At 56.2% G+C, this 23,953-nt stretch carries 17 protein-coding genes; 11 read left to right on the top strand and 6 right to left on the bottom strand.

The window, feature by feature from the left end:
- The first annotated feature begins 247 nt into the window (after positions 1–247).
- Together Fuma_RS23270 and Fuma_RS23265 are read left to right on the top strand one after the other, a co-directional pair.
- Positions 248–646, top strand: a complete 399-nt coding sequence (locus tag Fuma_RS23270) for a response regulator (protein ID WP_158521107.1) — start codon at positions 248–250, stop codon at positions 644–646.
- A gap of 270 nt (positions 647–916) precedes the next feature.
- Positions 917–1,147, top strand: a complete 231-nt coding sequence (locus Fuma_RS23265; protein ID WP_077026227.1) for a hypothetical protein — start codon at positions 917–919, stop codon at positions 1,145–1,147.
- Positions 1,148–1,180: 33 nt separating this feature from the next.
- Here the strand turns inward: Fuma_RS23265 and Fuma_RS23260 are convergent, their stop codons facing one another.
- Positions 1,181–1,831, bottom strand: coding sequence for an acyltransferase (locus Fuma_RS23260; protein ID WP_077026226.1), 651 nt, complete (start codon positions 1,829–1,831; stop codon positions 1,181–1,183).
- On the bottom strand, positions 1,828–3,348 hold the full coding sequence (locus Fuma_RS23255; RefSeq protein ID WP_077026225.1) for an oligosaccharide flippase family protein: 1,521 nt from the start codon (positions 3,346–3,348) through the stop codon (positions 1,828–1,830). The genes Fuma_RS23260 and Fuma_RS23255 overlap by 4 nt, the downstream gene beginning before the upstream one ends.
- A gap of 465 nt (positions 3,349–3,813) precedes the next feature.
- Between Fuma_RS23255 and Fuma_RS23250 the strand changes: the two genes are divergently transcribed.
- From Fuma_RS23250 to speA, 7 genes are all read left to right on the top strand, one after another.
- Entirely contained in the window at positions 3,814–5,547 is a 1,734-nt protein-coding gene (locus Fuma_RS23250) for a divalent metal cation transporter (protein ID WP_077026224.1), read from the top strand.
- 233 nt (positions 5,548–5,780) lie between these two features.
- A complete protein-coding gene (xerD, locus tag Fuma_RS23240) occupies positions 5,781–6,737 on the top strand; it encodes a site-specific tyrosine recombinase XerD (RefSeq protein WP_077026222.1) in 957 nt (318 codons plus the stop codon).
- A 134-nt stretch (positions 6,738–6,871) separates the two neighbouring features.
- Complete coding sequence (locus Fuma_RS23235) at positions 6,872–7,888, top strand: zinc-dependent alcohol dehydrogenase family protein (protein ID WP_077026221.1); 1,017 nt, start codon at positions 6,872–6,874, stop codon at positions 7,886–7,888.
- 176 nt (positions 7,889–8,064) lie between these two features.
- A complete protein-coding gene (tgt, locus tag Fuma_RS23230; RefSeq protein WP_077026220.1) occupies positions 8,065–9,183 on the top strand; it encodes a tRNA guanosine(34) transglycosylase Tgt in 1,119 nt (372 codons plus the stop codon).
- A gap of 36 nt (positions 9,184–9,219) precedes the next feature.
- Complete coding sequence (yajC, locus tag Fuma_RS23225; RefSeq protein WP_218922273.1) at positions 9,220–9,630, top strand: preprotein translocase subunit YajC; 411 nt, start codon at positions 9,220–9,222, stop codon at positions 9,628–9,630.
- Between the two features lie 109 nt (positions 9,631–9,739).
- On the top strand, positions 9,740–12,829 hold the full coding sequence (gene secD, locus Fuma_RS23220) for a protein translocase subunit SecD (RefSeq protein WP_083732620.1): 3,090 nt from the start codon (positions 9,740–9,742) through the stop codon (positions 12,827–12,829).
- A gap of 98 nt (positions 12,830–12,927) precedes the next feature.
- The gene (gene speA / locus Fuma_RS23215; protein ID WP_077026219.1) at positions 12,928–14,853 is read left to right on the top strand and encodes a biosynthetic arginine decarboxylase; all 1,926 of its coding nucleotides are present in this window, start codon (positions 12,928–12,930) and stop codon (positions 14,851–14,853) included.
- A gap of 126 nt (positions 14,854–14,979) precedes the next feature.
- Here the strand turns inward: speA and Fuma_RS23210 are convergent, their stop codons facing one another.
- From Fuma_RS23210 to Fuma_RS23195, 3 genes are all read right to left on the bottom strand, one after another.
- On the bottom strand, positions 14,980–15,867 hold the full coding sequence (locus Fuma_RS23210) for a PEP-CTERM sorting domain-containing protein (protein ID WP_077026218.1): 888 nt from the start codon (positions 15,865–15,867) through the stop codon (positions 14,980–14,982).
- Between the two features lie 389 nt (positions 15,868–16,256).
- Complete coding sequence (locus Fuma_RS35990; RefSeq protein ID WP_077026216.1) at positions 16,257–18,764, bottom strand: DUF1559 domain-containing protein; 2,508 nt, start codon at positions 18,762–18,764, stop codon at positions 16,257–16,259.
- Between the two features lie 196 nt (positions 18,765–18,960).
- Positions 18,961–20,379, bottom strand: coding sequence for an endo-1,4-beta-xylanase (locus Fuma_RS23195; RefSeq protein ID WP_077026215.1), 1,419 nt, complete (start codon positions 20,377–20,379; stop codon positions 18,961–18,963).
- A 219-nt stretch (positions 20,380–20,598) separates the two neighbouring features.
- Between Fuma_RS23195 and Fuma_RS23190 the strand changes: the two genes are divergently transcribed.
- On the top strand, positions 20,599–21,483 hold the full coding sequence (locus tag Fuma_RS23190; RefSeq protein WP_218922271.1) for a phosphoribosylaminoimidazolesuccinocarboxamide synthase: 885 nt from the start codon (positions 20,599–20,601) through the stop codon (positions 21,481–21,483).
- Positions 21,484–21,668: 185 nt separating this feature from the next.
- Positions 21,669–23,222 (top strand): serine/threonine protein kinase, encoded by a 1,554-nt coding sequence (locus Fuma_RS23185; RefSeq protein ID WP_145944327.1) that lies wholly within the window; start codon positions 21,669–21,671, stop codon positions 23,220–23,222.
- On the opposite strand, the gene Fuma_RS23180 is transcribed toward Fuma_RS23185, so the two are convergent.
- The gene (locus Fuma_RS23180; RefSeq protein ID WP_077026213.1) at positions 23,219–23,647 is read right to left on the bottom strand and encodes an FHA domain-containing protein; all 429 of its coding nucleotides are present in this window, start codon (positions 23,645–23,647) and stop codon (positions 23,219–23,221) included. The genes Fuma_RS23185 and Fuma_RS23180 overlap by 4 nt on opposite strands.
- Positions 23,648–23,953: the final 306 nt, after the last annotated feature.

Raw genomic sequence — 23,953 nt, 5'->3', positions numbered from 1 at the left:
GTTCCTTTGCGCGGTGCCACTGAGCGTCGGACGAAGGTCGAACGTGATTGAGGGACTGAAATGGATTCGGGAACGTGACAAATGTGCGGGCCACTAAAAGGGTGCGAGACTCAGTCCGCAGGGCACTGCGGGTTTCCACATTGTGACGTGGCGGCGCTTCGATAGAAAGGGAATGCTGGCGCGACCTGTTCTAGGATTCGCCTTCTGTTGCGTTCGTCGTGTCTGCAAAAAAGCTCAGTTTGCTCTTATGTCGGGAACTCAAGCCATTGTCGTAGTTGTGGAAGATGATTTGGACGTGTGTGATTCGCTGGAAGCAATTGTGCAGGCTTCGGGGCACGTATGCCACACGTTTGACTCCGCCGAAGCGCTTCTACGGCTTTGGGACGGGAGCAACTGCGACATCCTGATTGTCGACATCGACCTGCCGGAAATGGATGGAATTGAACTGCTCACACAGCTGCGTGCTCGCGGCTATTCTACGCCCGCGATCATTCACACCGGCCGCAGCGACTCGCGAGTTCGCAATGCGGCAGAAGAACTTGGCGGAATTCCGGTGATTGTCAAAGGGACAGACAACAACCGCATCGGAGATCTCCTGAAGTCGATTGTCAGTTCGGTGCAGAAGCCCGACTCGACGGAAGAGTGACTGCGGAAAGCCGCAGCGGAATGCGGACCCCGCTCCTGGTGAGTCGGGTGGAGCACGCCATAATGACTCCATGCCAAGGGGTCTTTCACCTTGGTGGCTTGAGGGTGCTTGTTGCGGGGCGTAGGTCTTGACAATGAGGCTCGGACGGATTCTGCATCTCGATGTCACTGCGTGCTCCGGTCCTCGTGATCCCCTGTTTGCAGGGGGCCTGCTTCGCTCATCACCCTCAAGCCTTCATGCCTCAAACAGTCAGCTTTGAAAATGCGACTCATGAACTCTGATCGACCCACAACACTGTATGGCTCTCTTGTCGTGCCCACCGCAGACGCGGCGAATGATCCGAACATTGTGCGAGACTGTCAGGTGGTTGATGCTCTGTTACGCAAGCTGATTGGCGATTCGCCGGAGCTATCAGCCGATGAGGCATACGAACTCATCAAGACTCGCATGAAGCGTGTGTGCGTGTTCCAGTGGGACAAGATGACGATGTGGAAGGCTTAATTTCCAGCACATGATCTGCCAGGCAACTCAATGCTAGAGTGCGGATTCTGCCGTCTGCGCAACACATGGTGTGGCGTGACTTTGATCAGCATCACTCGCCAGTTCCCGTCGATCGCGAATGATCTTAGCGGGAACTCCGACGGCCACCGAATAGTCGGGTAGTGGCGTCAGCACTAATGAACCCGCTCCCACCACACAGTGCTTTCCGACACTGGCGGCAATGGTGGCTCGCTCGCCAATCCACGTATCGCGACCGATGGTCACATTTTCGTAGTGGCCCACTTGTTCCCGCACCGGCACATCCAGACGCTCCAGGCCGTGCTGACGGCAACCGTTCATGATCGATACGTGCGACGCAATCAGCACGTCTTCTGCGATTTCGACATCGCCAATTGAACAGTAGTTGCCAATGTACGCCGTTCTTCCGATAGAAGCGTTTGGGTGTGAGAAGATCGTGCCGAAGGAAACGCAGGAATCGTCGTCGCACCGTCGCAGACTGCAACGATAGAACGCGTGCCTAAGATAGACGCCCGTCCTGCCGGGAATCAGGCTGAACAATTGAGACCAACCAGGAAACGCGTTGTCAGTTCCGATCATTCCCGCCTGCAGGCGATACAGCAGCACAGTCGGCGACACAACCACAGCGCAGATGGCTCGCAGAATGTTCTTTACGCACGCCTTCATGCTTCCACCAGTTCCGGTGTGGCGGCTTCAGGTTTGAAATCTTTGGTTTCTGCTGCGTCGACTTCCGAAGACTTAGCCTTCGCCAATCGTTCCATCGCCAGGTCCAGGCCAACCCTGCCAAACAGCACCACGGCCCAGAATGCACACACCGCGACAGAAACGCCGATCTGTTGCCATGCGTTCATGTGGGGGAAGCAGGCGTATCGCAGGCCGACGTATGTGCCGCAAAACGCGGCCGACGTGGCAGCTGACTTTAGCCATGGGTATTCGATCTTCATGACTGTGCGACACGCGAACAGGATACAGAATGAATAAACAAGATAGGTCAGCACACCTGCCCAGGCGGCTCCCCAGGATCCCATAATCGGAATCAGCGCCATGTTCGCGGCAACGTTGACGACCAGTCCGGCGACAGAGCCTGGCAGCATTAGCCGAGTCTTCCGGGTCAGCAGCGAAGGAACTTCAAACATGAAGCTCAACCCGAACACAAAGAAGCCCAGCAGTACAACAGAGATCAGATCGATCGCTTCACCGTAGGCGTCCGGTGTCAGCCATGGCAAAACTGGATGTACAGTTAAAGCAGCTCCCAGCAGCAGAATGCCCATGCCAGAGGTGAACCAACCAAAGAACTTCGCAAAGACTTCACTGGCGTTTGGCATGCGTTCGATGTCGTAGATTGCCACGTGCCAGATGGAAATGAACGGCAGCAGACACAGTGTGTTGACGGCAAATCCGATTTTGTGGGCCAGCGAATAGATGCCGACCTCGTCCATGCTTTCCCAGATCCGCAGAAAGTATCGGTCTGCTTCGTGCATTGCCATGCTGGCAATCGCCGTGAAGACCAGCGGTGCGGCAAAATGGAACATCTGCTGGCCAATCACTTTATCAAGCACGTAACGGCCGCGAGACTTAATAAAGACCATTCCAAGAACGGCCGTATGAACGATCGTTGCGGTTAAATTGCCGATCAGCAATCCTTCCACACCCAGCTTCAGGACAACCAGCATGTAAACATTGATGCCTACATTGAACAGCAATCGTCCCAGTGAAATGGCAACGAATACGCCGGACCACTTTAGAGCTCGCAGATATGCATCGATGATCATTCCGATGACCGTGAACCACAGCGTCAGAATGCTGAGCGTATAAAACCACGCTCCGTTGGCGACCTCGGGGCCCAGCGTCACATCGGCCAGAACCTGACGTCCCATGTACATCGTCAGGCTGATGATTGTGCAGACTGTGGCCACCATGGTCAGACCCGTCCACCAGACGCGGTCGTGGTGCTTTTCGTCATCGCCATCAAAGTGGTGTCGAGTCACCGCGCTGACCATTCCGCCGGCGATAAACGTCGACAGGATGGCGGCCGTCAAATCCAGAATCGCCGTGATGCCGTAGTCGGCTGGCGACAGCACGTGCGTGTAAAACGGCAGCAACAGCACCGACGCCATGCGCGTAAGGATCTGACCGATCATGTAGATCGATGAGTGCTTCAACAGGTCGCGAACCGGTTTCATGGTCTGGGCTTATCGGGGGCTGATGAATGGATTCCCCTGGAACGGGTCTCTGCCGCAGGTTACGTTGCGGGTCCGGCATCCACGCAAATGCCTCCGCGACCAGCCGCTGTTTCAATAAGTCACCGTACGGATTATGAGGATGAGGCTGGTTGTTCGGAATGAGAAGCCTGGCGGCTGCAGGTGATCCGCGTTGCACGCTGCTTATCACCGCCGTTCCATCGCGTCCGCAGACGGGAAAACATGTTGCCGACGTGCCGACGTCGAACTCGAGCCAAACCGATCGGGTCTGTGCATTGGCTCGTTTTTTGTTGAGTTTGCCTGTTGCTGGCCTATGGGGCCTTCTGCTTGTGCGAGCAATGCTTGCGAATGGGGCATTTGATCGGTAGTTTGGTCGCCTTCGCCGACGGCGCGTTGGCACATTTTTTACATACAAAAACAGATGATCACACCACGGAGAAGTTCTGAATGTCCGACGGCGAGAATCGACTCGAACAGGAACGCTCGCTAATTAACGAAGCTCGCGGTAGAGGGCCGTTGGCGACGTTGGGAGCCTATACAAAGCTGTCCGGTCCCGGCTGGTTGCAAAGCGCGATTACGTTGGGCGGCGGAAGTCTCGGTGGAAGTCTTTATCTGGGAGTGTTGCTCGGGTACGGCACGATGTGGCTGCAGCCGCTCGCGATGCTTCTGGGCATCGTGATGTTGGCGGCGATTTCCTACGTGACGCTTTCCACAGGACGGCGTCCTTTTGAAGCGATCAATAATGAGATCAGCCCGGTGCTGGGTTGGTCGTGGTTGATCGCCACCATGATGGCCAACATGGTGTGGTGCATGCCTCAGTTTTCGCTGGGCACCGGAGCGCTCACGCAGAATCTTTTTCCAGGGATGAACGAACACCTTGCCGTCGCGTTGCTGTTCATTCTGGCCACCATGGTTGTGTGGTCGTACAACAGCGGCAACAAAGGCGTCAAGATATTTGAGATCCTGCTGAAGATCCTGGTGGGCGTTGTCGTGATCTCGTTCTTCGCTGTGGTCGTTCGCATGACGTTTAGTGCCGAAGGACTACCCTGGAGCGAGATTCTGGCAGGCTTTATACCGAACACCAAGTTGCTGAGTGTTTCCTCGACGCTGGAACCATCAATCGCTGCAACAGGCGACTTTGCCGACTTCTGGCGAGCTCAGGTGTTCAACCCTCAAGTTGCCACGATGGTGACAGCCACGGCAACGGCGGTCGGCATTAACATGACCTTCCTGATGCCATATTCGCTGCTCCGCAAGAAGTGGGATCGCGACTTCCGCGGACTGGCTATTTTCGACCTTAGCACCGGCCTGTTTATTCCCTTTCTGCTCGCCACAAGCTGTGTCGTTATCGCGTCTGCGTCGCAGTTTCATGGACGGCCGGAACCTGGCATTCTGAATACCGTTAACGCAGACGGTGAGCCCATTGAAGTGGCTGGCGGAATTCGTAATGGCGTCAACGGGTTGCTGGATCAACGCCTGATTGAAGAAATCGGCAAGGACGAATTCGCCGCGAAGTACAGTGGCGAAGAGAACGCCGATGCGTTGGCGGCTGCTCGCGATAACCTGCCGGAATCAGACCGCAGGATGGCGGCAATTCTCGTCAAACGAGACAACCACCAGTTAGCGGCCGCTCTGGAAAACCTCAGCGGCAAAACAACGGCTCACGTCATCTTTGGAATCGGCGTTCTGGCGATGGCGGTTTCGACAATCGTGATTTTAATGTTGATCAACGGCTTCGCTTTGTGTGAAGCGGTGGGTCACGAGCCAACCAGCAACACGTTCCGAGTTGGCTGTTTGCTGGCAGGACTCAGCGGTGCGTTCGGTTCATTGTTCCTTTGGACCGGCGGCGCGAAGGCGTGGCTGGTGGTGCCGACATCAATGTTTGGCGCGGCGTTGCTGCCAATCGCGTACGTCACGTTCTTCTGCATGATGAATTCGAAACGGCTGCTGGGCGACAATATGCCGACCGGCGCAAACCGAGTGAAGTGGAACGTCCTTATGATTCTGGCGTTGTGTTTCTCGGTGACAGTCTCCGTGGTTTCCATCTATCAAAACGATTCCACGAAGCAGATCGTGGGTTTTGGGGCGTTGGGAGCGATCGTTGTGTTGAGTCTGATTTTTCGAGCGAAGCCGGCTGTGCCGTCTGGCACGGAGACAGGTTCAACGACTTCTGCGGATTAGTCCGCCGACCGTGATTCTTCGCAAGTTTTCTTGCCACGGCATAAGCTGAATGGCGGATGATTGAGGTGTCGGACGCCGATGAAATTCCTGAAGGCGGATCATTGATCCCTGGCCTTCTCCAAAATTGAGGTCCGAACACCGTTGCAAGACGGTTTCACAGTCGCCGTCCCCGTTCAACCCCCTCTGAACGGTGACGGCGATTTTCGTTTGAACGGCACGAACTGAGTCACCGCATGGCGAAGCGAAAGAAACCACCAGCGGGTAGTCGATTTGACGGCGGCGGATTTCAGGATCCTTCGACATGGCTGCCGGGTTTCGTTTCGTACCTTGAAGCCGAATGCGGCATGTCGGCAAACACGGTCGCCGCGTATCGACGAGACCTCAACAAGTTCTTCGCCTGGAACAAAGACAACGCACGTAAGACTGTCCACCAGGTGGACATCGAAACGTTGACTTCGTTTCTGGAGTTCCTGCAAAACAGCGGACTCGCCAGCACCAGCGTCGCGCGCAATCTGGCGGCTATCCGGATGTTCTTTCGCTATCTGATGCTGGAATCGGTACTCACCGAAAGCAGCGTCGACCTGATCAGTTCGCCCAAGCTGTGGCAGAAGCTGCCTCAGGTGTTGAGCCCTGACATGGTCAACCAGCTGCTGGCTGCGCCGCAAGGGTCGGTTGATCGGTACGCTCGGCGAGACAAAGCGATGCTCGCTTTTTTGTACGCCACCGGCTGCCGAGTTTCGGAGATGACGGCGCTGAAAATGGCGGACGTCAACATGGAAGAACGGTACGCTCGCGTCACCGGAAAGGGCAACAAGCAGCGGATGGTGTCGCTCACGCCGATGGCCATTGATGCGATTACGAATTACCTGAACCTCGAACGATCAGACATGATCATCAACACCGACCGCGACGAAGGCTGGCTGTTTGTTAGTCGCAGTGGTCGCCAGTTGAATCGCGAGACCGTGTGGCAACAGATCCAGCGCTATGCGGCTCGCATTGGCTGCGGCAAAGACATCGGGCCTCACACATTACGGCACAGTTTCGGAACTCATCTGCTGGCGGGCGGGGCAGACATTCGAGCCCTGCAGGAAATGCTGGGGCACGCGAGTATCCGGACGACTCAGATTTACACGCATGTCGATCACAGTCGATTGAAGAGCGTGCACGAGAAGTGCCATCCGCGCGGATGAAGACGATCTGCGATTGCAGAATTGCAACTGTGATGCGCGATTTCGAAATCCTTCTGCCCGCCATTCATTTCTTCTTCCCGCTTCGCTGATAGACTGCCCTTCCCTACCTGGCCGGGCCTGTCTTGAGCGAACCAATGAAATGCGTGCAATTTGAAAGTGTCGGTGAACCAGCCGACGTGCTGCAGACTGGTGAACGAGCTGTCTCATCGCCGAAGCACGGTGAAGTGCGCGTGCGGATGCTGGCGAGTCCGTTGAACCCGTCCGACCTGATGTTCGTGCGCGGCACGTACGGCGTGACGCCTGCTCTACCGCAGATACCGGGTTTCGAAGGTGTGGGCGTCGTCGAAGAATCAGGTGGCGGGCTGCGCGGGAAGCTGTTTATGGGCAAGCGCGTCGCTGTGCTGAATAAATCGGGCGGAAACTGGGCGGAATATGCTGTCGTGCCTGCAGACCAGGTGATCCCGCTAAGCAAGTCGCTGAGCCTTGAGCAGGCGGCCACGTTTTTTGTGAACCCGGCGACGGCGTGGATTATGACTCAGGAAGTACTGAAGGTTCCGCCCGGCGCGTGGCTGCTGCAAACGGCTGCCGGCTCATCGCTGGGGCGGATGGTTATTCGGCTTGGTAAGTCGCTCGGATTTCGCACGTTAAATGTTGTTCGCAACCCGGATCAGGCCAGTGAGCTGGAAGCGGCAGGAGCCACGGCTGTCGTGGTGTTCGATGCTGCTCGCGGTACGCAGGAAGACTTTCGTGCGGCCGTTCGCCAGGTCCTTGGTGACGATCCGTTGCAACACGCGATCGATCCGGTGGGCGGCAACACGGGGTCGGCGGTGCTGCAATGCCTGTCTCATTCTGCCAGAATGCTGGTCTTCGGGACGTTGAGCGAACAGCCCATTCAGATTTCACCTCGCACGTTGATGACGAACAACGTGAAGGTCGAAGGGTTTTGGTTGGGCAACTTTATGGAATCGAAGGGGCTGCTGTTCAAACTGAAACTGGTTCGCCGCATCACGCAGCTTATCAATGATGGCGTGTTGGCGTCGGAGATCGCCGACCGGTTCTCGCTCGATCAGGTGCGGGAAGCCGTTCAAGCGGTCGAACAGCCGAATCGGGCCGGGAAGTCGCTGATCGTGATGGCCCCGAGCAGCAGTTAGGGCGAGACTCGAAGAACATCCGCGTTCGAATAAGAGAAGTCTCAGCCGCGTTCAGGCGAGTCCTGGTTGGCCGGAGCAGTGGCTGGCGACAAGGCCGCTGACAAACATAAATCACTTCAGGCGGTTGAAGTACTACGGAATAAGAAGCTGCGGTGGGAAGCCGCGATTGAGTAAACATGACACACTTTGCCTTCCATTTGGACGCCACTGATACCGAAACCGCCGCTCGCGCGGGGCGGTGGGAGACGCCGCACGGGGTTGTCGATACGCCCGCTTTTATGCCAGTCGGCACGCTGGCGACCGTCAAGGGGCTGTTGCCTGAACAGTTGAAGGCAACCGGAGCTCAGATGGTGCTGTCGAACACCTATCACCTCGCGCTGCGTCCGGGCAGTGACATCGTGAAGGAGATGGGTGGCCTGCATAAGTTCATGGACTGGGAAGGCCCAATCCTGACGGACAGCGGTGGGTTTCAGGTGTTCAGTTTGGCCGGGCTGAGAAAGCTCACTGACGAAAAAGCTGTCTTCCGGTCCCATATCGACGGCAGTTTGCTGGAATTGTCGCCGGAAAAAGCGGTCAAGATTCAGGAAGACCTCGGTGCAGACTGCATTATGTGCCTTGATGAATGTCCACCCGCTAACGACGTGCCGGAGAAAATTAAAGCGGCCGTCGACCGCACGACTCTGTGGGCGAAGCGGTGCCGGGACGCTCAGGTGCGCGACGATCAGGCTTTGTTCGGCATCGTACAGGGTGGCATCAGCGAAGAAATGCGGACTCGATCGGCCGAGGGTTTGGTGCCGCTGGGGTTCCCGGGCTATGCCGTCGGTGGGCTAAGCGTCGGAGAAGCGCCGGTGGACATGTATCGCACCCTGGACTTCACGGTGCCGCATTTACCGGTCGAAAAACCTCGTTATTTGATGGGTGTGGGCCGGCCGGAAGACATTCTGGAAGCGGTTTACCGCGGAATTGACCTGTTCGACTGCGTGCTGCCTACTCGAAACGGACGCAATGCCATGGCGTTCACGAGTGACGGTCCAGTGCGGCTGAGGAACGCTGTCCACCAGCGGGATGAGCGGCCTCTGGACCCGGAATGCGACTGCACGGCATGTACGCGGTATTCACGAGCGTATTTGCGGCACTTGTTCATAGCGAAGGAGATGCTGGGGGGCATTTTGCTATCTCTCCACAACATTGCATTTTACCAGAAGCTGGTGCGAGACCTCCGAAATGCAGTAAACAGCGGCACTGTGGCTCAGTTCCGTGCCAATCAGCTTGCTCGCTGGCAGGCACAGTCCTAGTATACCGCGTTTTTGCCGCCACAGAGAAATGCCCTTGTGAGTGTATTTGACCTTAAATTTGTCGTCATCGACTTTCTAACGTTCGCCCAGGACGCCGGTGCGCCGGCGGGTGGTGGCGGTGCGCAGCCCGGTGCGGCGGAAGTGAATCCGCTGGTGCAGATGGCACCAATGCTGATCATGTTTGCGATTCTGTTCTACTTTATCGTGATGCGACCTCAGCAGCGCGAAGCACAGAAACGCAAAGACATACTGTCGGCTTTAAAGAAGAACGACAAAGTGCTGACGATCGGCGGCATCATCGGGACGATCGTCGATCTTTCCAATGACGGTCAGCGAATTACTCTGAGAGTCGACGATGGAACGCGAATCAAGTTCACTCGCAGCAGTATTCAAGGCCCGTACGACGAGAAAGCCGAACCCGATTCGGCAAACGGGAACAGCAAATAGGTTGAGCTTCACTCAATGACCGCTGTTGGGTCATTGTTTCCTTCTCCCCCAAATTAGTGGCCGTCGCGAGACAATAGTGACGGCCGGAATTGTTCAGGAACCCCTTCTGATGCTCGAAACGTTGACAGCAGTGCTCACGCTGGTTGTCCAGGATGGCGACGCAGCCGTTGAAGCCGTTGCAGAAAACGCAGACGCCGCTGCCAATGGTGCGGCGGCTGTCGCTGATGCAGCAGCGGTTGGCGGCGGAACAGCGTTCGCCATCTTCGTGATTGGCCTGATCGGCTCGTTTGTGCTGGGCGCTTTCCTTGCCAAATCGCTGAAGATGACAGACTGGGCACTCCGCTTCGGAGTGTGTCTTGCTGCCTTAGCCATCGGCGTGATGCCTTTCCTCGTCCGTATGGCCAACGGCGAAAGCCTCGGCGAAGGCCTTCGGCTGGGTACTGACCTTGCCGGCGGTACCAACATTCTGTTCCAGGTGGAAGAGGACGAAGAGAAGCCGATCACGTCTGAGATTATGGACAAGATGGTCACCGCCGTCAAAAAGCGAATCGACCCCAGCGGTACATCAGAAATCACTGTAATTCCCGTCGGACGTGACCGCATCGAAGTGATCGTGCCCGGTAAAGACGCGGAGACCGTCGCCGAAATCAAGCGGCGCATCGTGAAGCTTGGAAGTCTGGAGTTCTTTATCACCGTGAACGAATCGGTGGACGACGCCGCCCTCGTGCGGCAGGCGCGGGAGCTTGATCCGACAGAAAAGACGCTCGTCCGAACGTTGACCGACGAAGAAGGCAACGATTCAAAAGAAATCTATGCGATGTGGGTGCCGGCCTACGAAAAGGAGGGCGAGCCACAGTTTCTGGAACGAACCGATACCGTTTCCCGCGAGGTTGAACGAACGCGGATCGTAGACGGCGAAACAGAACGCTATACGACTCGTGAGTATCTGGTTCTGGTTGATCCACCTGAACAACGTGTCAGCGGCAAGTACCTGAAAAACGCCAGCGGCGGCATCGATCCTCGCGACGGTACTCAGATCGTCAACTTTCAATTCGATGCGCGCGGAGCGTTTCTGTTTGGTCAGTTGACCAGTCGGTTTCAGCCGCAGCCAGGCAAGCCGAAACGCGGTCTCGGCATTTTACTGGACGGACAGCTTTACAGTGCACCAGACATCAACGATGTGATCAGCGACCAGGGACAGATCAGCGGCGATTTTACTGCCGAAGAAGTTCGTGAGTTGACGGGCGTCTTGAATGCCGGTGCTCTTGAAGTGCCGATCAACAAAAAGCCGTTGAGCGAAGCCACAATCGACCCGACGCTGGGTGAAGACGTCCGCAAAAAGGGCGTGCAGGCCATCGTTGTGGCGGCGAGTGTGGTCGTACTGTTCATGCTGCTCTATTACCGCTTTGCCGGTGTTGTCGCTGTGATCTGCCTCGTGCTGAACATGGTGCTGGTGCTGACAATGATGATGGCGATCAATGCGACATTTACATTGCCTGGTTTGGCCGGGCTTGTGCTGACCATTGGTATGGCAGTGGACGCAAACGTGCTGATCTTTGAACGTATTCGTGAAGAAACGAATCGAGGTTCCAGCCTGAGAATGTCGATTCAGAATGGCTTTGGTAAAGCGTTCAGCACGATTATCGACGCGAACGTTACGACCTTGATCACAGCCGCGATCCTGTACGCGATTGGTACTGACACAGTGAAGGGTTTTGCTGTTTCTCTGTTTATCGGGATCGTGGTGAGCATGTTCACCGCGTTGTACGTTGGCCGAACGATCTTTGATGTGGCGGAACGACAGGGCTGGTTGAAGCAGATCAAAATGTTCAGTCTGGTCGGTAACACGAATATCAACTTCCTTGGCAAACGCAGTGCTTGTGCCGTCCTTTCGGCAGTTCTGATCGTCGGAGGCATGGCCGCATTCATCTCGAGAGGCGACCGTAACTACGATATCGACTTCACCGGCGGCACGATGGTGACGTTTCAGTTGCAGGAAACCGCTGAAGTCGATGCGGTCCAGGCGGCGTTGCAGGACCAGTTTGAAAACACGTTCACGATTGAACGGCTGACGTTGGCAGGCGACGACGTTGAAAGCGGCAGTCGGCATTTCCGACTTCGCACGACCGAAAGTGATTCTGAAGCGAACAAAAGCGAAGAAGAATCCGCCGAAGAACGCGTTCGCGATAAGGTGTACCAGGCGTTCAAGGGTAATGAATCCATGCACCTGCTTATGGTCAGCATGGAATACTCTGATCCGCAGGCGTACGCGATCGAAGAAGGCGATGAGTCAGCGGAAGCGTTGCTCTACCGGAAGTTTGACGGTGGGCTCATGGCGTCGATGAAGTTCTCACGTGAAGTCGCTGTCGGCACGATCTTCGATCAGGTGCAGCAGGCTCTGGAAGCCATTGGTACCGCGGATGCTCCGAAATATCCCGATGCCGCAGAATTTGTTGGCATCCAGGGGACGGCGGGCTCTGGCGTTGACGCTTCCGGCCAGCAGGTTCAGAAGTTTGACGAAGTGAATGTCCGCGTGACTCCGCAGGTTTCAGAAGAGGACTTCAAGCTTGCTTTGTCGAGTATCAAGGCTGATCTGGATACCCGGCCGCTGTTTGATGAAGTGAACACTTTTGCCAGTGCTGTCGCGAGTGAAATGAAAACGTCTGCTGTGATGGCGATCGTGATCAGTCTGCTGGCAATCGTGGCCTACATTTGGTTCCGCTTCCAGAAGATTACTTTCGGACTTGCCGCCGTGGTGGCTTTGGTACACGACGTTCTGATCGTGATGGGCCTGATGGCACTGGCGTCCTATGTTTCCGGTAATCCGATCGGTCAGGCGTTGCTGTTGAATGACTTCCGCATCAACCTGCCGATGGTGGCCGCCTTCCTGACCATCGTGGGTTATTCACTGAACGACACGATTGTGGTCTTCGACCGTATTCGCGAAGTTCGTGGTAAGAATCCGAACCTGACTTTAGACATCGTGAACACGTCTCTAAACCAGACGCTGTCTCGTACATTGCTGACATCGTTGACCACATTTTTAGTGGTCATCATTCTGTACGTGATCGGTGGAGAAGGCATTCATGGCTTCGCCTTCTGTCTGACTTTGGGCGTCATCGTTGGTACGTACAGTTCGATTTACGTCGCCAGCCCGGTTCTGGTGTGGCTGATGAATCGCCATGCGAAGACGGCCTGAACCAACTAAGTAGTTGTGCTTTAGCCAGGTCCGCAACCGACATTGCGGGCCTGGCTTTTTTTCCGTCCACCCTTTCGGCCTCCATCAAGTAGCCAACAATGATTGAACCCGGACCATCCACCTGGAGTGCCGCAGACGCTTCCGAAATGTTTGACGTCTCTCGGTGGGGCAACGGCTATTTTTCCGTCGCGGACAACGGCAACCTGCTGGTGCATCCGGATCGCGACCCGCAGCGTTCCGTCGACCTGAAAGAGCTGGTCGATCGCATTCAGGTGCGCGGCCTTGATGCGCCCGTGCTGTTGCGTTTTAACGGCATCATCAAAGATCGTCTGAAGGTGTTGCACGATGCCTTCGCCAGTGCCATCAATGAACATAACTACGGTGGGAATTACGCGTGCGTTTATCCGATCAAGGTTAATCAGCAGCGTGAAGTGGTTGAGAAAGTTGTCGAATACGGGCGCGAACTCGGGTTCGGGCTGGAAGCTGGCAGCAAGCCGGAATTACTGGCCGTCGTCGCGATGACGGATGCCAAGACACCGATTATCTGCAACGGATTTAAGGATCAGGAGTTCATTGAAATGGCCCTGCTGGCTCAAAAGGTCGGCCGCCACGTGATTCCCGTCGTCGAAAAGTACACAGAGCTGGAGATGATCCTGAAGTGTGCCGAGAAGATCGGCGTGCGTCCGGCGATCGGCATGCGAGTCAAACTGGCGGCGCGCGGAGCGGGTCGCTGGCAATCGTCCGGCGGCTATCGGTCGAAGTTCGGCCTGCGAGTCAACGAAATCCTGACCGGGCTGGATGAGCTTAAGTCGCGCGGGATGGAAGACTGCCTGCACTTGCTGCACTTTCATCTGGGCAGTCAGATCACCAATATCCGGCAGGTAAAGTCGGCGTTAAACGAAGCCACGCGCGTGTACTCAGATCTTGTGCACCGAGGTGCCGGGCTTAAGTATCTGGACGTTGGGGGTGGCTTGGGAGTCGACTACGACGGTTCGCAGACGAACTTCGAATCGAGCATGAACTACACGATCGAAGAATACGCTCGCGATGTTGTGTATCACATCCAAAGCGTGTGCGACGATGCAGGAGTGCCCCATCCGAATATCATTTCGGAAAGCGGTCGAGCGATCTCGGCGTTTCACAGCGTGCTGATTTTCGGCGTGCTGGGCGTGTCAACTCAAGGCCGCGAAGAACCGGTTGCAGACCTGCAGCCGCCGGAAGATGCGCCGCAGCCGCTAAAGGATTTGTATCAGGCGTACAGTTCGATTACGGCTCGCAATACACTGGAAAGTTACCACGACGCGCAACAGGCGATCGACGACGCGATGACGCTGTTCGCCACGGGCCACCTTCCATTGGAGCAGCGGTGTCTGGCGGAAAGTCTGTACTTTGCGATCTGCCACCGCATCTGGACGCTGGTTTCCAGTCTTGAATACGTGCCGGAAGAATTGCAGAAGCTGGACCGGATGTTGTCTGACAATTACTTCTGCAACTTTTCGTTGTTTCAATCGATGCCGGATTCGTGGGCCATCAAGCAACTGTTTCCCGTGATGCCAATTCATCGCTTGAACGAGCAACCCAAACGTCACGCTGTACTAAGCGATATCACCTGCGACAGCGACGGCAAAATCGATCAGTTCATCGACCGCCGCGACATCCGCAACACGTTGCTGCTGCACGAATTCGATGGTTCGCCGTATTATCTGGGAGCGTTCCTGATTGGGGCGTACCAGGAAATCCTGGGAGATCTGCACAATCTGTTTGGCGATACCAACGCGGTTCACGTGGACCTGACGGAATCCGGCGAGGTGATCCTGGATGCCATTTTGAAGGGCGAGTCAGTAAGTGAAGTTCTGGAGTACGTGCAATACAGCGATCGCGACCTCATCCATCGTCTGCAACTGGCGGTTGAAACGGCTGTCCGTGATGGCTTGATTGATCATGCTGAGGCGGGCCGATTCGTGAAGTTCTATGAAGAGGCGCTGACCGGATACACTTACCTGGAAGAGCCTCAGGCAGACTGACAGCGTCGAATGCCAAGCAGCACCACGGTGCGAGATTCCGCACTGTGGGCCTTACATGGTCGCGATTGCGCAAGGATGTACTCGGACAGCAATCGTACAGTTTGCACGTGAGCTCAGGGGCGCCGGTCAGTTCAAATGAACGCGTCGCCGGTGGCGGATAATGACGAACCCCAGTGCGAGGCCGTACAGCACAACCGACGATGGTTCCGGCACTGAAACGATGGTGAGGCTCTCTCCGAACGGAGCCATTCTCGCGTTCAGGGCATCGATATAGGATGGCACAAACGTGTCGCCGGATCCGGAGCCACCGTCCAGATCATCTTCGGTGTATAGAAACCAGTGAATGCCAAGAATCGCCGGTCCGGAATCCGAAAGAAAGAACGTGGGAGCACCCGAGTCGCCACCCGCGACGCGAGCTTCGTCGTCGCCCACGCCGCCTGTCAGATCGTAGTCGTAGATGAACACGTCGCCGGCGCCGGCCAACGCTGGATCGCTGAACGCTGGAAGCACCAGGTCAACTTCGTTTCGCCCCACTCGCTGTCGAGCGGCTGGCGCAAATCCACTTGCTAACCCGAACGTCAGGAAATCCAGAGACTCAGCCGCTGCTGGTGACACGTCCGCAATGGCATACTTCGCCACGGACGTACTCACGCTGGTGGCCAGGCGGCCCAGCCAAAGATCAGACGTGCCAATCCCCCAACCTTCGGCCACCGCATGAGATTCGCTGGCACCTGCCGGGTCGTTCGAATGAAAGAACGTGACGTTCGTGCCGTTGCCGGGATGAGAGTGGGTTGCCGATAGAAAAAATGAGTCACTGATCATCGTGGCCCATTGTGAGTTGCGTCCCACGCCGGACCAGTCATGTGAAATTCCGATGAAGTCCGGGTGGTTGGCAAAGCGGTTGTGCAGGTTCGCGTCGAATCCACGCACCATCAAGTCGGCCTGAACGGCTCCGCCAGCCGCGCACCACGCGATGCACATTACGGCGAAAACCGAGAGGCGGCGAATCAGCATTCAGATACTCCGATCTGACAGCATGTTGAATTCTTCAGCGACAAGGGGAACCTTTTGGTGGTCCGACTTTTTTGTGAGATCATCGATGCTCGTGCATTGCCGCTCACAAAACGGCGGGTGGCCTTGGTTGGACTGAGCGAAGCGAAGGAAGCCCCGGGGGTTCACTCGTTCCTCGCTCCAACCCCGGCCACGCACCTCGCTCCCAATTCCACAAGGATTTATTTGGTGCAATGCCGCTCAAAAAACGGGACCAGATCAACAGCGTTGAACTCACCAAATTAGCGTCGACCATAGAGCCTAAGTCAATAGGCGGCCAAGCGATTCCAGGTTGGTTATCCGCAATCAGGCGAAGTCTTTCCCGGATTAGCCTCGTTCGTAGTCTGACCGGATCAGAAGCTTCCAATGACCTCGCCGCCGGATTTCGTGGCCAGCGCCTCAAGCACTGAGGGATCGATGTTCTCTGAGATGAACCGTACCGACCCATCGGCAAGCAGCACCTGAATGCCGCCCTGATGAGGTCCGCCGATGCCGTCGGGGCCGTTGATGTATGGCTTCTGACTGAACCCACGGATCGTCGCCTTGCCGCCCTGCATGTAGGACGCGTTTGGTTGGGAAGCGTCGGCCACAGCCATTGTGTTGGAAGTCCCGTCTCGGATATCACGAATTCTGGTGGCTCGGTTATACCCGAAGATTCCCGCTTTAGGATCGTCGTTCGGCAACTCAGCGGCCTTTGGTCCGACGCCCGCGATGCCAACGTAGTCCATCGCCCCGGGGTTGTCAGACGTTCGGGCGTGGCTGGGATTTTGCAGCGACGGAATTCGGATCGCCGACAGTTTCGCATTGCCACCAGCATTCCATTCGCCTTCGCGATCGATCTGCTGGAAGAGAGCGTTCTGGTCGATAAATGGCAGCAGGCTCACCATCCAGCTCAAGCGCTGTTCCGGCTTCAGTTCATCGTTCTCGATCGTGCCGCGAGGGAACTCGCGATACACATCGTGGTAGTTGTGCATGGCCAGACCGATTTGTTTCAGATTGTTTTTCGACTGCGTCCGCCGAGCCGCCTCGCGCGCCTGTTGAACGGCTGGCAGAAGCAACGCCACCAGAACGCCGACCGTGCCCACCGATCCGACGTTGCCCATCGGGGTTCCGGGAACGGATTGACGTCCCTGAGTCGTCGCGCCATTTTCAGTCACGGTGGTCACCATGACGTTCGGAAACATGGGGGCCGTCAACTCCGCTGGAGAAGGCAGGTCCTGTAGGCCGAACGGCATTTCGACGGGATTCGGGGCCTTGGCCAGCACCTGACTTTCCATCATCCCCAGCGCCATCGGCGCCCACGTCATGATTTGGTGGTAGCCGGGGGCTGGGTCCGAAATCGTAATCGATGTGAATTTTGAAGGTAGTTCCGTAAGCGCCTTCGCCACCTGTTCGCCTGGCTCCCACTTCGGCAAGCGTCCCTGTACGCGAGCGACAAACGACTGAGCCGCTCCGGGCGTTATGCTGGCGACCATCCAGTCATCCGTCACCATAATCGTTGGCACCACCGGCATTCCGCCCTTGATGCCGATCGAATAAAACGTCGCGTCGTTCTTGTCCGACTTTCGAATTTGCAGATCCCGTGCATCAGGGATCATCTTTGACAGCTCAATGACGCGGTCGATCGAATCCTCCAACGTGTTTCGATCCTTCACCGCCGTTACCAGAACGGGACCAATCCCGATCGGAATGGGCATTGAAGATGGATCGTTGTAGATGCAGCAAAGGTCGCCGAGCCCGGCGCTGAACACGTCGCGCGGGTGTCCGCCGATGATTTGTTGAAACTTTTCAAACTCGCGATCGAACGCTGCCTGCTCATCCTCGCCCATAAATGTGGTGAAGGTCTGAGCCGTTTCCAGCACGGTGTCGACGGCGCCTTTGATATCGAACGCGAACGCCATCATGTTGTCGGTGCTGGGCGGAATCGGAGGCAGTTCGTCAAAGGAAATGGTTCGCTGATTCAACAGCTTCAGCAAACCTTTGCGAGGTTCCGGTGCGACAACCTTGAACGTGTTCCACGTGACTTCATTCCTAAATCCTCCGACTACCGTCATGGCTTCCAGGTTGGCGACGCCCAGCATGTCCGCAAACTGCCCGATCGTCACTCGCTGTTCGCCCAGTGGTTCCGGGAAAGGCATCTCCCCAAATTGATTCAGCAGCGACTGTGTGTCCAGCCAGCCCGCATGAGTCACCGTGAAATCCTGATCGCTGTGAAGTTCTTTCCACAGACGATGCTGCGTCGCGTTTTGTGTTTCACCTTCCAGTGTTGCGATGACCTGAGTTGATGCGTTTACGCCAGCCGCCAAAATCAAATGCCCGCCTTCGGCCCACCATGCCAGTTCTGTACCGGGAGGGCCTTCCTCGACGATGCTGATCGAACGTCCGCCATCATCAAGAGTCCGGATTTTTTCGACGAAGGACTCATCGGCGCGTGTGATGAGTTCAACCAGTGTTGGAGCGAAGTCGGCCGCGCCATGCAGCACGATCACTCCGTACGGTGCTACTGATTGACCATCGGCAGAAACGCAGACAGCGGCGGACAATCCGTTCTCCAGAAGGCTGTCCATCTGTTTGCGAACAACTTTGGCCAGTTCTCCGTCACGTGTCGCCACGAAGGTTTCGACAAGGTCAAACATCCGAGCTCGCATGCCCGTCTCTTCCAGCGATTTCCACGCGGCCGTTTGTTCGATCGCTGGACGATGTTGAGCGTTCCCGTCCATCTTCAGCAGCGCCGTCGCTCGTGCGGGCAGAAAGTTCTCCGGAGGCACGGCCTTCTGCGGTGCGAGGGGCGCGGCGACTGTCCAGTAAGCCGCGCCGGCCAGGGACATTGTGAAACAGGACAACACAATCGTTCGCAACATGACTCAACTCCCAGACTGGCAGCGGATGGGCCATCCACGATCGGGACGGCAGAGATAGCTCAACCGGATGTTGACAGCCCCGTTCCGCGAGTTCAAGTGGGACACCCTCGAAGGAATCGGGCTCCCATTGGGGTTGAAAGTTACTTAGAACGAGCGGTTCCTGCGTTTGGTCCGGCAAGTCAACTTTAACGCACTGCTACCGCACCATTGATGACGGCCAGTGCGTTTGTTCCAGAGCCGTCAAATTGCTGACGACAGGGTGCAGGCTGTTGTCGGTGTCGACCAGCGGTTCTTCCATCACGCGTCGGTCCGCCCAGTTCAGACAGTAAAAACCGGTCACGCGTTCTTTGGAAAGGCACATCAGCAGGAAGTCTTCCATCTGCTGCATCTGCCACTGCACTCGTGAGATACGATCTGTTTCCGCCGGAGCAATCGGCAGCGCGGCCATTACGTTTAATGGCGTTTGCAGAATGGACCAATGGTCCAGCAATTGCGAAACGCTTAGCATGTCGCGATGCAGGCTGTGCAGCGATCCTGTGCCGAAGCGAATGTCCAGGTTGATCTCCGAGATCCTCGCACCGCTTCGCCGCAGCGTGTCGATGAACTGAATGGGGGGCAACCGGTTTTCCGTGGTGCTTAGATATTCGCCCCACGGCTGAGTGACTCGCAGGCTGATCTGAATTTGTTCGTCCACCTGCTGAGCGGCTTCGATAGCTCGCACAACAAGGTTCAGGCGTTGTTCTTCTGACAGAGCACTAGCACCGCCGCGATTGGGGCCGCACACAACTTCCCAATGCCGAATCCGGCCGACGTAGCGGCTGACGACGGTTTCCACAAAGTCTGACGTGAAGCTTTGCAGGTTGACCGGGTCAGACTTCCACGGGGAGATCCAGTCGGGAAAATTGTCCGTCGACAGATTCAGCAGAGGGCCGCCCATCGTGAACAGGCGTCGTTCTCCGGCCCAGTCCACCAGTCGGTCAAGGTTCTTCCATTCGTAGTTCCCGTCAGTCGGTTCCAGGTCGCACCAGCGGGTCTTGATGAGAATCGAGTTGAAGGCTTCTACAAAATGTTCTTCATGAATGGGGGGCTGCGACAGGCCGCAGCCGACCATCATCGGAAACCGCTGGGTCTTCTGTTGACGGTACGTAATGCGTTGCTTTGTGTAGAGATGGGTCAGCAGGTCGATGGCTTCCTGGGTCAGTCGCAGCGACGCCAGGCAGGCGTTCGGATCGGAGCCGGAAAAGATTCCCAGTCGAAAGGCTTTGTGAGCTTTCTCGAGCAGGTCATCGAGCACCGGTGTCGACTTCAGACCTGCTCCTGTCCACAGGTGGTAGAAGTTTCGCAGCCGCGAAAGTTCGCCTCGCGCGAGTTCCACTTCAAGGTCGTAGGGAGTCTGCTGTTCGGGCAACGATGTCGTGCAGACGATGGTTTGGCGGTCGCCCAGGTTGCACAGGATTCTGAGTTTGCTGCTGTCGGTCTGGCTGCGAATGCATTCCAGCAGATCGCCGTCCAGTCTGGACTTTGCCCGGATCACTCGCCCGTCAAAGGTCACGAAGTCTGCCCTCGTCACACCTTCGGACGGAAGAAGATTCTCCGTCGCAATCCTAAATCTCATTAATCCCATATCGTGGCCTGTCGGCCTTTCCTGTGGCACCGTGTGCGAATTCGGCAACCGCTAACGTTCCGGGAATCCGGTTGCAAGACCTTCGCCTTGGGTCTCACACACAGACAACAGTATAGAGGCGAGCCTTACCGTTGTTCAACGACACGCTCAAAGTTAAACTGCTGAACAATTGTCACGTACCACAAGCCTGATTTCAACGGGACCATAACTGTGAATCCAGTGGTGTTGCAAAGTGAACTTGGAGATTCCAGTGTGCCCGTGCGTCACGGGAAAGTCCGTGACGTGTACGATTTCGGCGATCGCCTGCTGTTTGTCGCCACCGACCGCATTAGCGCGTTCGACTATGTGCTGCCGACCGGGATTCCGGGAAAAGGCGAAGTGCTCACGCGGATCAGTCAGTTCTGGTTTGATCGGCTTGACGTTCCGAATCATTTTCTGTCGACCGACGTTTCCAGCCTGCCGCTGCCAGACAGAACCAATCTGGCGGCGTTGCAAGGCCGCAGTATGGTGGTCCGCAGAACGGATGTGGTGCCAGTCGAATGTGTCGTGCGAGGCTATCTGTCCGGATCCGGTTGGGCAGAGTATCAGAAAAGTGGAACGGTTTGCGGCGTCCAACTGCCCGATGGCCTGAAGGAAAGCAGCAAACTTCCCGAGCCGATTTTCACGCCAGCCACGAAAGCGGAAGAAGGACACGATGAGAACATCAGTTTTGAACGGATGAGCGAACTGATCGGCCACGACTTGTCGCAACGACTGCGCGAACTAAGTCTGAAGGTGTATCAGCAGGGTGTTGAATACGCTCGCAGTCGCGGCATCATCGTTGCCGACACGAAGTTTGAATTCGGTCAGATCGACGGCGAACTGATCCTCATTGACGAAGTCATGACGCCGGACAGTTCCCGCTTCTGGCCTCAGGATCAGTACCGCGAAGGTGGTAGCCAACTTTCTTTTGATAAGCAATTTGTGCGCGACTGGTTGCTGTCGTCCGGGTGGGATCGCAACAGTGCCCCACCCAGTCTGCCCGACGATGTTGTGGCACGCACCGCAGAGAAATATATTGAGGCGTTTGAAAAGCTGACGGGCACAAAGTTCTGATTCCGTCGCCGTTTGTCACGAATTTGGGGAAATTGACGTCTATAGACAGCGATATCCAGCGAATTCCGGCAATCCGTTATCGCCCTCGCCTCGTTGTCGAAGATAGAGTTATCGGTACGAATGTCGGCAAAAGCGGATCGCTGGCAATCGTTTCGTTGCCGTAATGCGTAGAGTGTGACGTGCCCGTGGCAACACCTCACGCGGGTTTGACCGGCGTTCTCAGACATCACGCCAGTGAGATGCTGATCGCTGAAGACAGGTTTCCGCCAGAAGGGAACAACGTGTCGGACAAAAACGAAAAGAAAACGCCAGCGGGAAGTCAGAAGAAGACGGTTACAAAGATCGGCGATTTCGAGCTCAAAAAGAGGCTCGGCAAAGGCGGCATGGGTGAAGTGTTTCTGGCGCGGCAGATCAGTCTTGATCGCCTTGTCGCACTAAAAACGCTTTCCAAAAATCTCGCGAAGAACGAGGACTTCGTGGGCCGTTTCTTACGCGAAGCGCGTTCGATGGCCAAACTGGATCACACGAATGTGGTCAAAGTTTATGCCGTCGATTCTTACAAAGGTGTTCACTTTGCAGCCATTGAATACATCAATGGCAAGAGCGTGCAGGACTGGCTGAACAAGCTGAAAAAGTTCTCCGTCGGCGACGCCGTTCATATCGCGATGGTCTGTGCGGAAGCGTTGAAGCATGCTCATGATCAAAACATGGTGCATCGCGATATCAAACCGGACAACATTCTGCTGACCAGCAAAGGCGTCGTGAAGGTCGCTGACTTCGGCCTGGCCAAAGTGCTGGACGATGACGTTTCGATGACGCAGACCAACGCGGGGCTCGGCACACCCCTGTACATGCCCCCCGAACAGGCTCATAGCGCCAAGACCGTCGACCTTCGTTGTGACATCTACGCCTTGGGTGCCACGCTGTACCATTTGCTCACCGGAAAACTGCCCTTCACCGGTGCTAACGTTGTGGAACTAATCAAAGCTAAGGAAATCGGCAAGTACGAAGCGGCCAGGAAGATCTGCCCGGAGATCCCTGAGCGGTTGGATCTGATCATCGACAAGATGATGGCCAAAGATCCCAAGCACCGTTACGGCGACTGTGCGGAGATCATCAGGGATCTAAACGCCCTGGGAGTACACAGCGAAGCGTTGTCTTTTGTCGAGGGGGCCGTGCCAACGGGCGTGGGACGTTCGGTGTCGCCAACGGTTGCCGGGTTAGGAAGCACGATGACCGCGGCGGCTCGCTCGGGCGAGGTTTCTTCACGAGTCGATGCGAAGAAGTCGGCTAAGAAGGCAGCGTCGCGAACGTGGTACGTGCAGTATGTGGATGAGAAGAAGAAAACGGTCGTGGAGAAGCATTCGACCGGTCGCATCCTGAAGATGATCAAGGCGGGCACAGTCACGGCCAAAGCACGCTGCAAAGCCTCGGCCGATGGTTCGTACCTTCCACTGGCTCAATTCCCTGAATTCAGGGACGCCATCGAAGCCAGCCTTAGCCGCCACACGGCTCAGATACAAAAAACGGATATGAAAAGCCTGTACAAGCAGGTGGAACGCGACGAGAAGAAACGAGTTCGCTGGCGGTGGGCTCGGAACAAGCTTCGCAACTTAGGGGGTGGCATCATGTTGATGCTCTGGCTGGCACTTGTTGGCGTCATCGCCGCGCTGGTCATTTTTCTCGGCCAGGGGCTGTGGCAAACACTGGGAGAAAAAGTCAGAGAGATGCTGAGTTAGTCGGCGGGCAGAAAGTCAGAATCAGACAGCAACTGAACGTCGCTTTTGGAAACGCTTAAGTCCGGGTCGCTGTCGGTGATGATCGGAATCATCTCGGTCAGTTCGGCTGACGACTGGCCGCCCGCCGAAAGCTGAGGATCGGGCCCCAGATACACCGTGTAGCCTGCTCCGCCAAACGAAATCTGGTCGCCAGGCAACAACGCACCCCGGATGACTCGCTGGCCGTTCACGCGAGTCCCGTTGGTGCTGCCGAGATCTCGCAAATAGATCAGGCCGTCTGTTTTGACCAGCACGCAATGTATCTTGGAAACGGCGTTGTGATCCACCGCCAGATCGCACAGCCGCGCACTGCGACCCACCACCGTGATCGGCTTGGTCAGAGTGATCCGAGGACCGTTCTTGACTGGGATTAGCTGGGCCAGCATAGGGGTGGCTGAAGTAAATGAGTTTCCAGGAGGCCGGTGCCTCGGAGTAATTGATTTTCCGCTTTGAATTGCTTTCGCTGGTTGATCCTGAAACCTGGCTCGACCCGAACCCGTTTCGTTCCATCAACGCCATTGAAGCCTTATTAACAGTCTCGGGACGAAGCCGACAAAAAGTCAAGTTTGACCTGGGACCGTGACTTCTTTGTCTCCGAATTGTACCGACCAAACGAATTGCAGCGACCCGAAATCGGCGCAACCGCTGGAATCGGCATTTTAAGAACCCTGCTCACGATCCGCGACAAGGGC

The organism is Fuerstiella marisgermanici, from assembly GCF_001983935.1.
Taxonomy (GTDB): domain Bacteria; phylum Planctomycetota; class Planctomycetia; order Planctomycetales; family Planctomycetaceae; genus Fuerstiella; species Fuerstiella marisgermanici.
This window is presented reverse-complemented; position numbering and strand designations above follow the sequence as displayed.

What these genes read in the sequence shown, in the direction of transcription:
- Fuma_RS23270 (WP_158521107.1), top strand. Translation starts at nt 248, where the DNA reads ATGTCGGGAACTCAAGCCATTGTCGTAGTTGTGGAAGATGATTTGGAC.
- Fuma_RS23265 (WP_077026227.1), top strand. Translation starts at nt 917, where the DNA reads ATGAACTCTGATCGACCCACAACACTGTATGGCTCTCTTGTCGTGCCC.
- Fuma_RS23260 (WP_077026226.1), bottom strand. Translation starts at nt 1,831, where the DNA reads ATGAAGGCGTGCGTAAAGAACATTCTGCGAGCCATCTGCGCTGTGGTT.
- Fuma_RS23255 (WP_077026225.1), bottom strand. Translation starts at nt 3,348, where the DNA reads ATGAAACCGGTTCGCGACCTGTTGAAGCACTCATCGATCTACATGATC.
- Fuma_RS23250 (WP_077026224.1), top strand. Translation starts at nt 3,814, where the DNA reads ATGTCCGACGGCGAGAATCGACTCGAACAGGAACGCTCGCTAATTAAC.
- xerD (WP_077026222.1), top strand. Translation starts at nt 5,781, where the DNA reads ATGGCGAAGCGAAAGAAACCACCAGCGGGTAGTCGATTTGACGGCGGC.
- Fuma_RS23235 (WP_077026221.1), top strand. Translation starts at nt 6,872, where the DNA reads ATGAAATGCGTGCAATTTGAAAGTGTCGGTGAACCAGCCGACGTGCTG.
- tgt (WP_077026220.1), top strand. Translation starts at nt 8,065, where the DNA reads ATGACACACTTTGCCTTCCATTTGGACGCCACTGATACCGAAACCGCC.
- secD (WP_083732620.1), top strand. Translation starts at nt 9,740, where the DNA reads ATGCTCGAAACGTTGACAGCAGTGCTCACGCTGGTTGTCCAGGATGGC.
- speA (WP_077026219.1), top strand. Translation starts at nt 12,928, where the DNA reads ATGATTGAACCCGGACCATCCACCTGGAGTGCCGCAGACGCTTCCGAA.
- Fuma_RS23210 (WP_077026218.1), bottom strand. Translation starts at nt 15,867, where the DNA reads ATGCTGATTCGCCGCCTCTCGGTTTTCGCCGTAATGTGCATCGCGTGG.
- Fuma_RS35990 (WP_077026216.1), bottom strand. Translation starts at nt 18,764, where the DNA reads ATGTTGCGAACGATTGTGTTGTCCTGTTTCACAATGTCCCTGGCCGGC.
- Fuma_RS23195 (WP_077026215.1), bottom strand. Translation starts at nt 20,379, where the DNA reads ATGAGATTTAGGATTGCGACGGAGAATCTTCTTCCGTCCGAAGGTGTG.
- Fuma_RS23180 (WP_077026213.1), bottom strand. Translation starts at nt 23,647, where the DNA reads ATGCTGGCCCAGCTAATCCCAGTCAAGAACGGTCCTCGGATCACTCTG.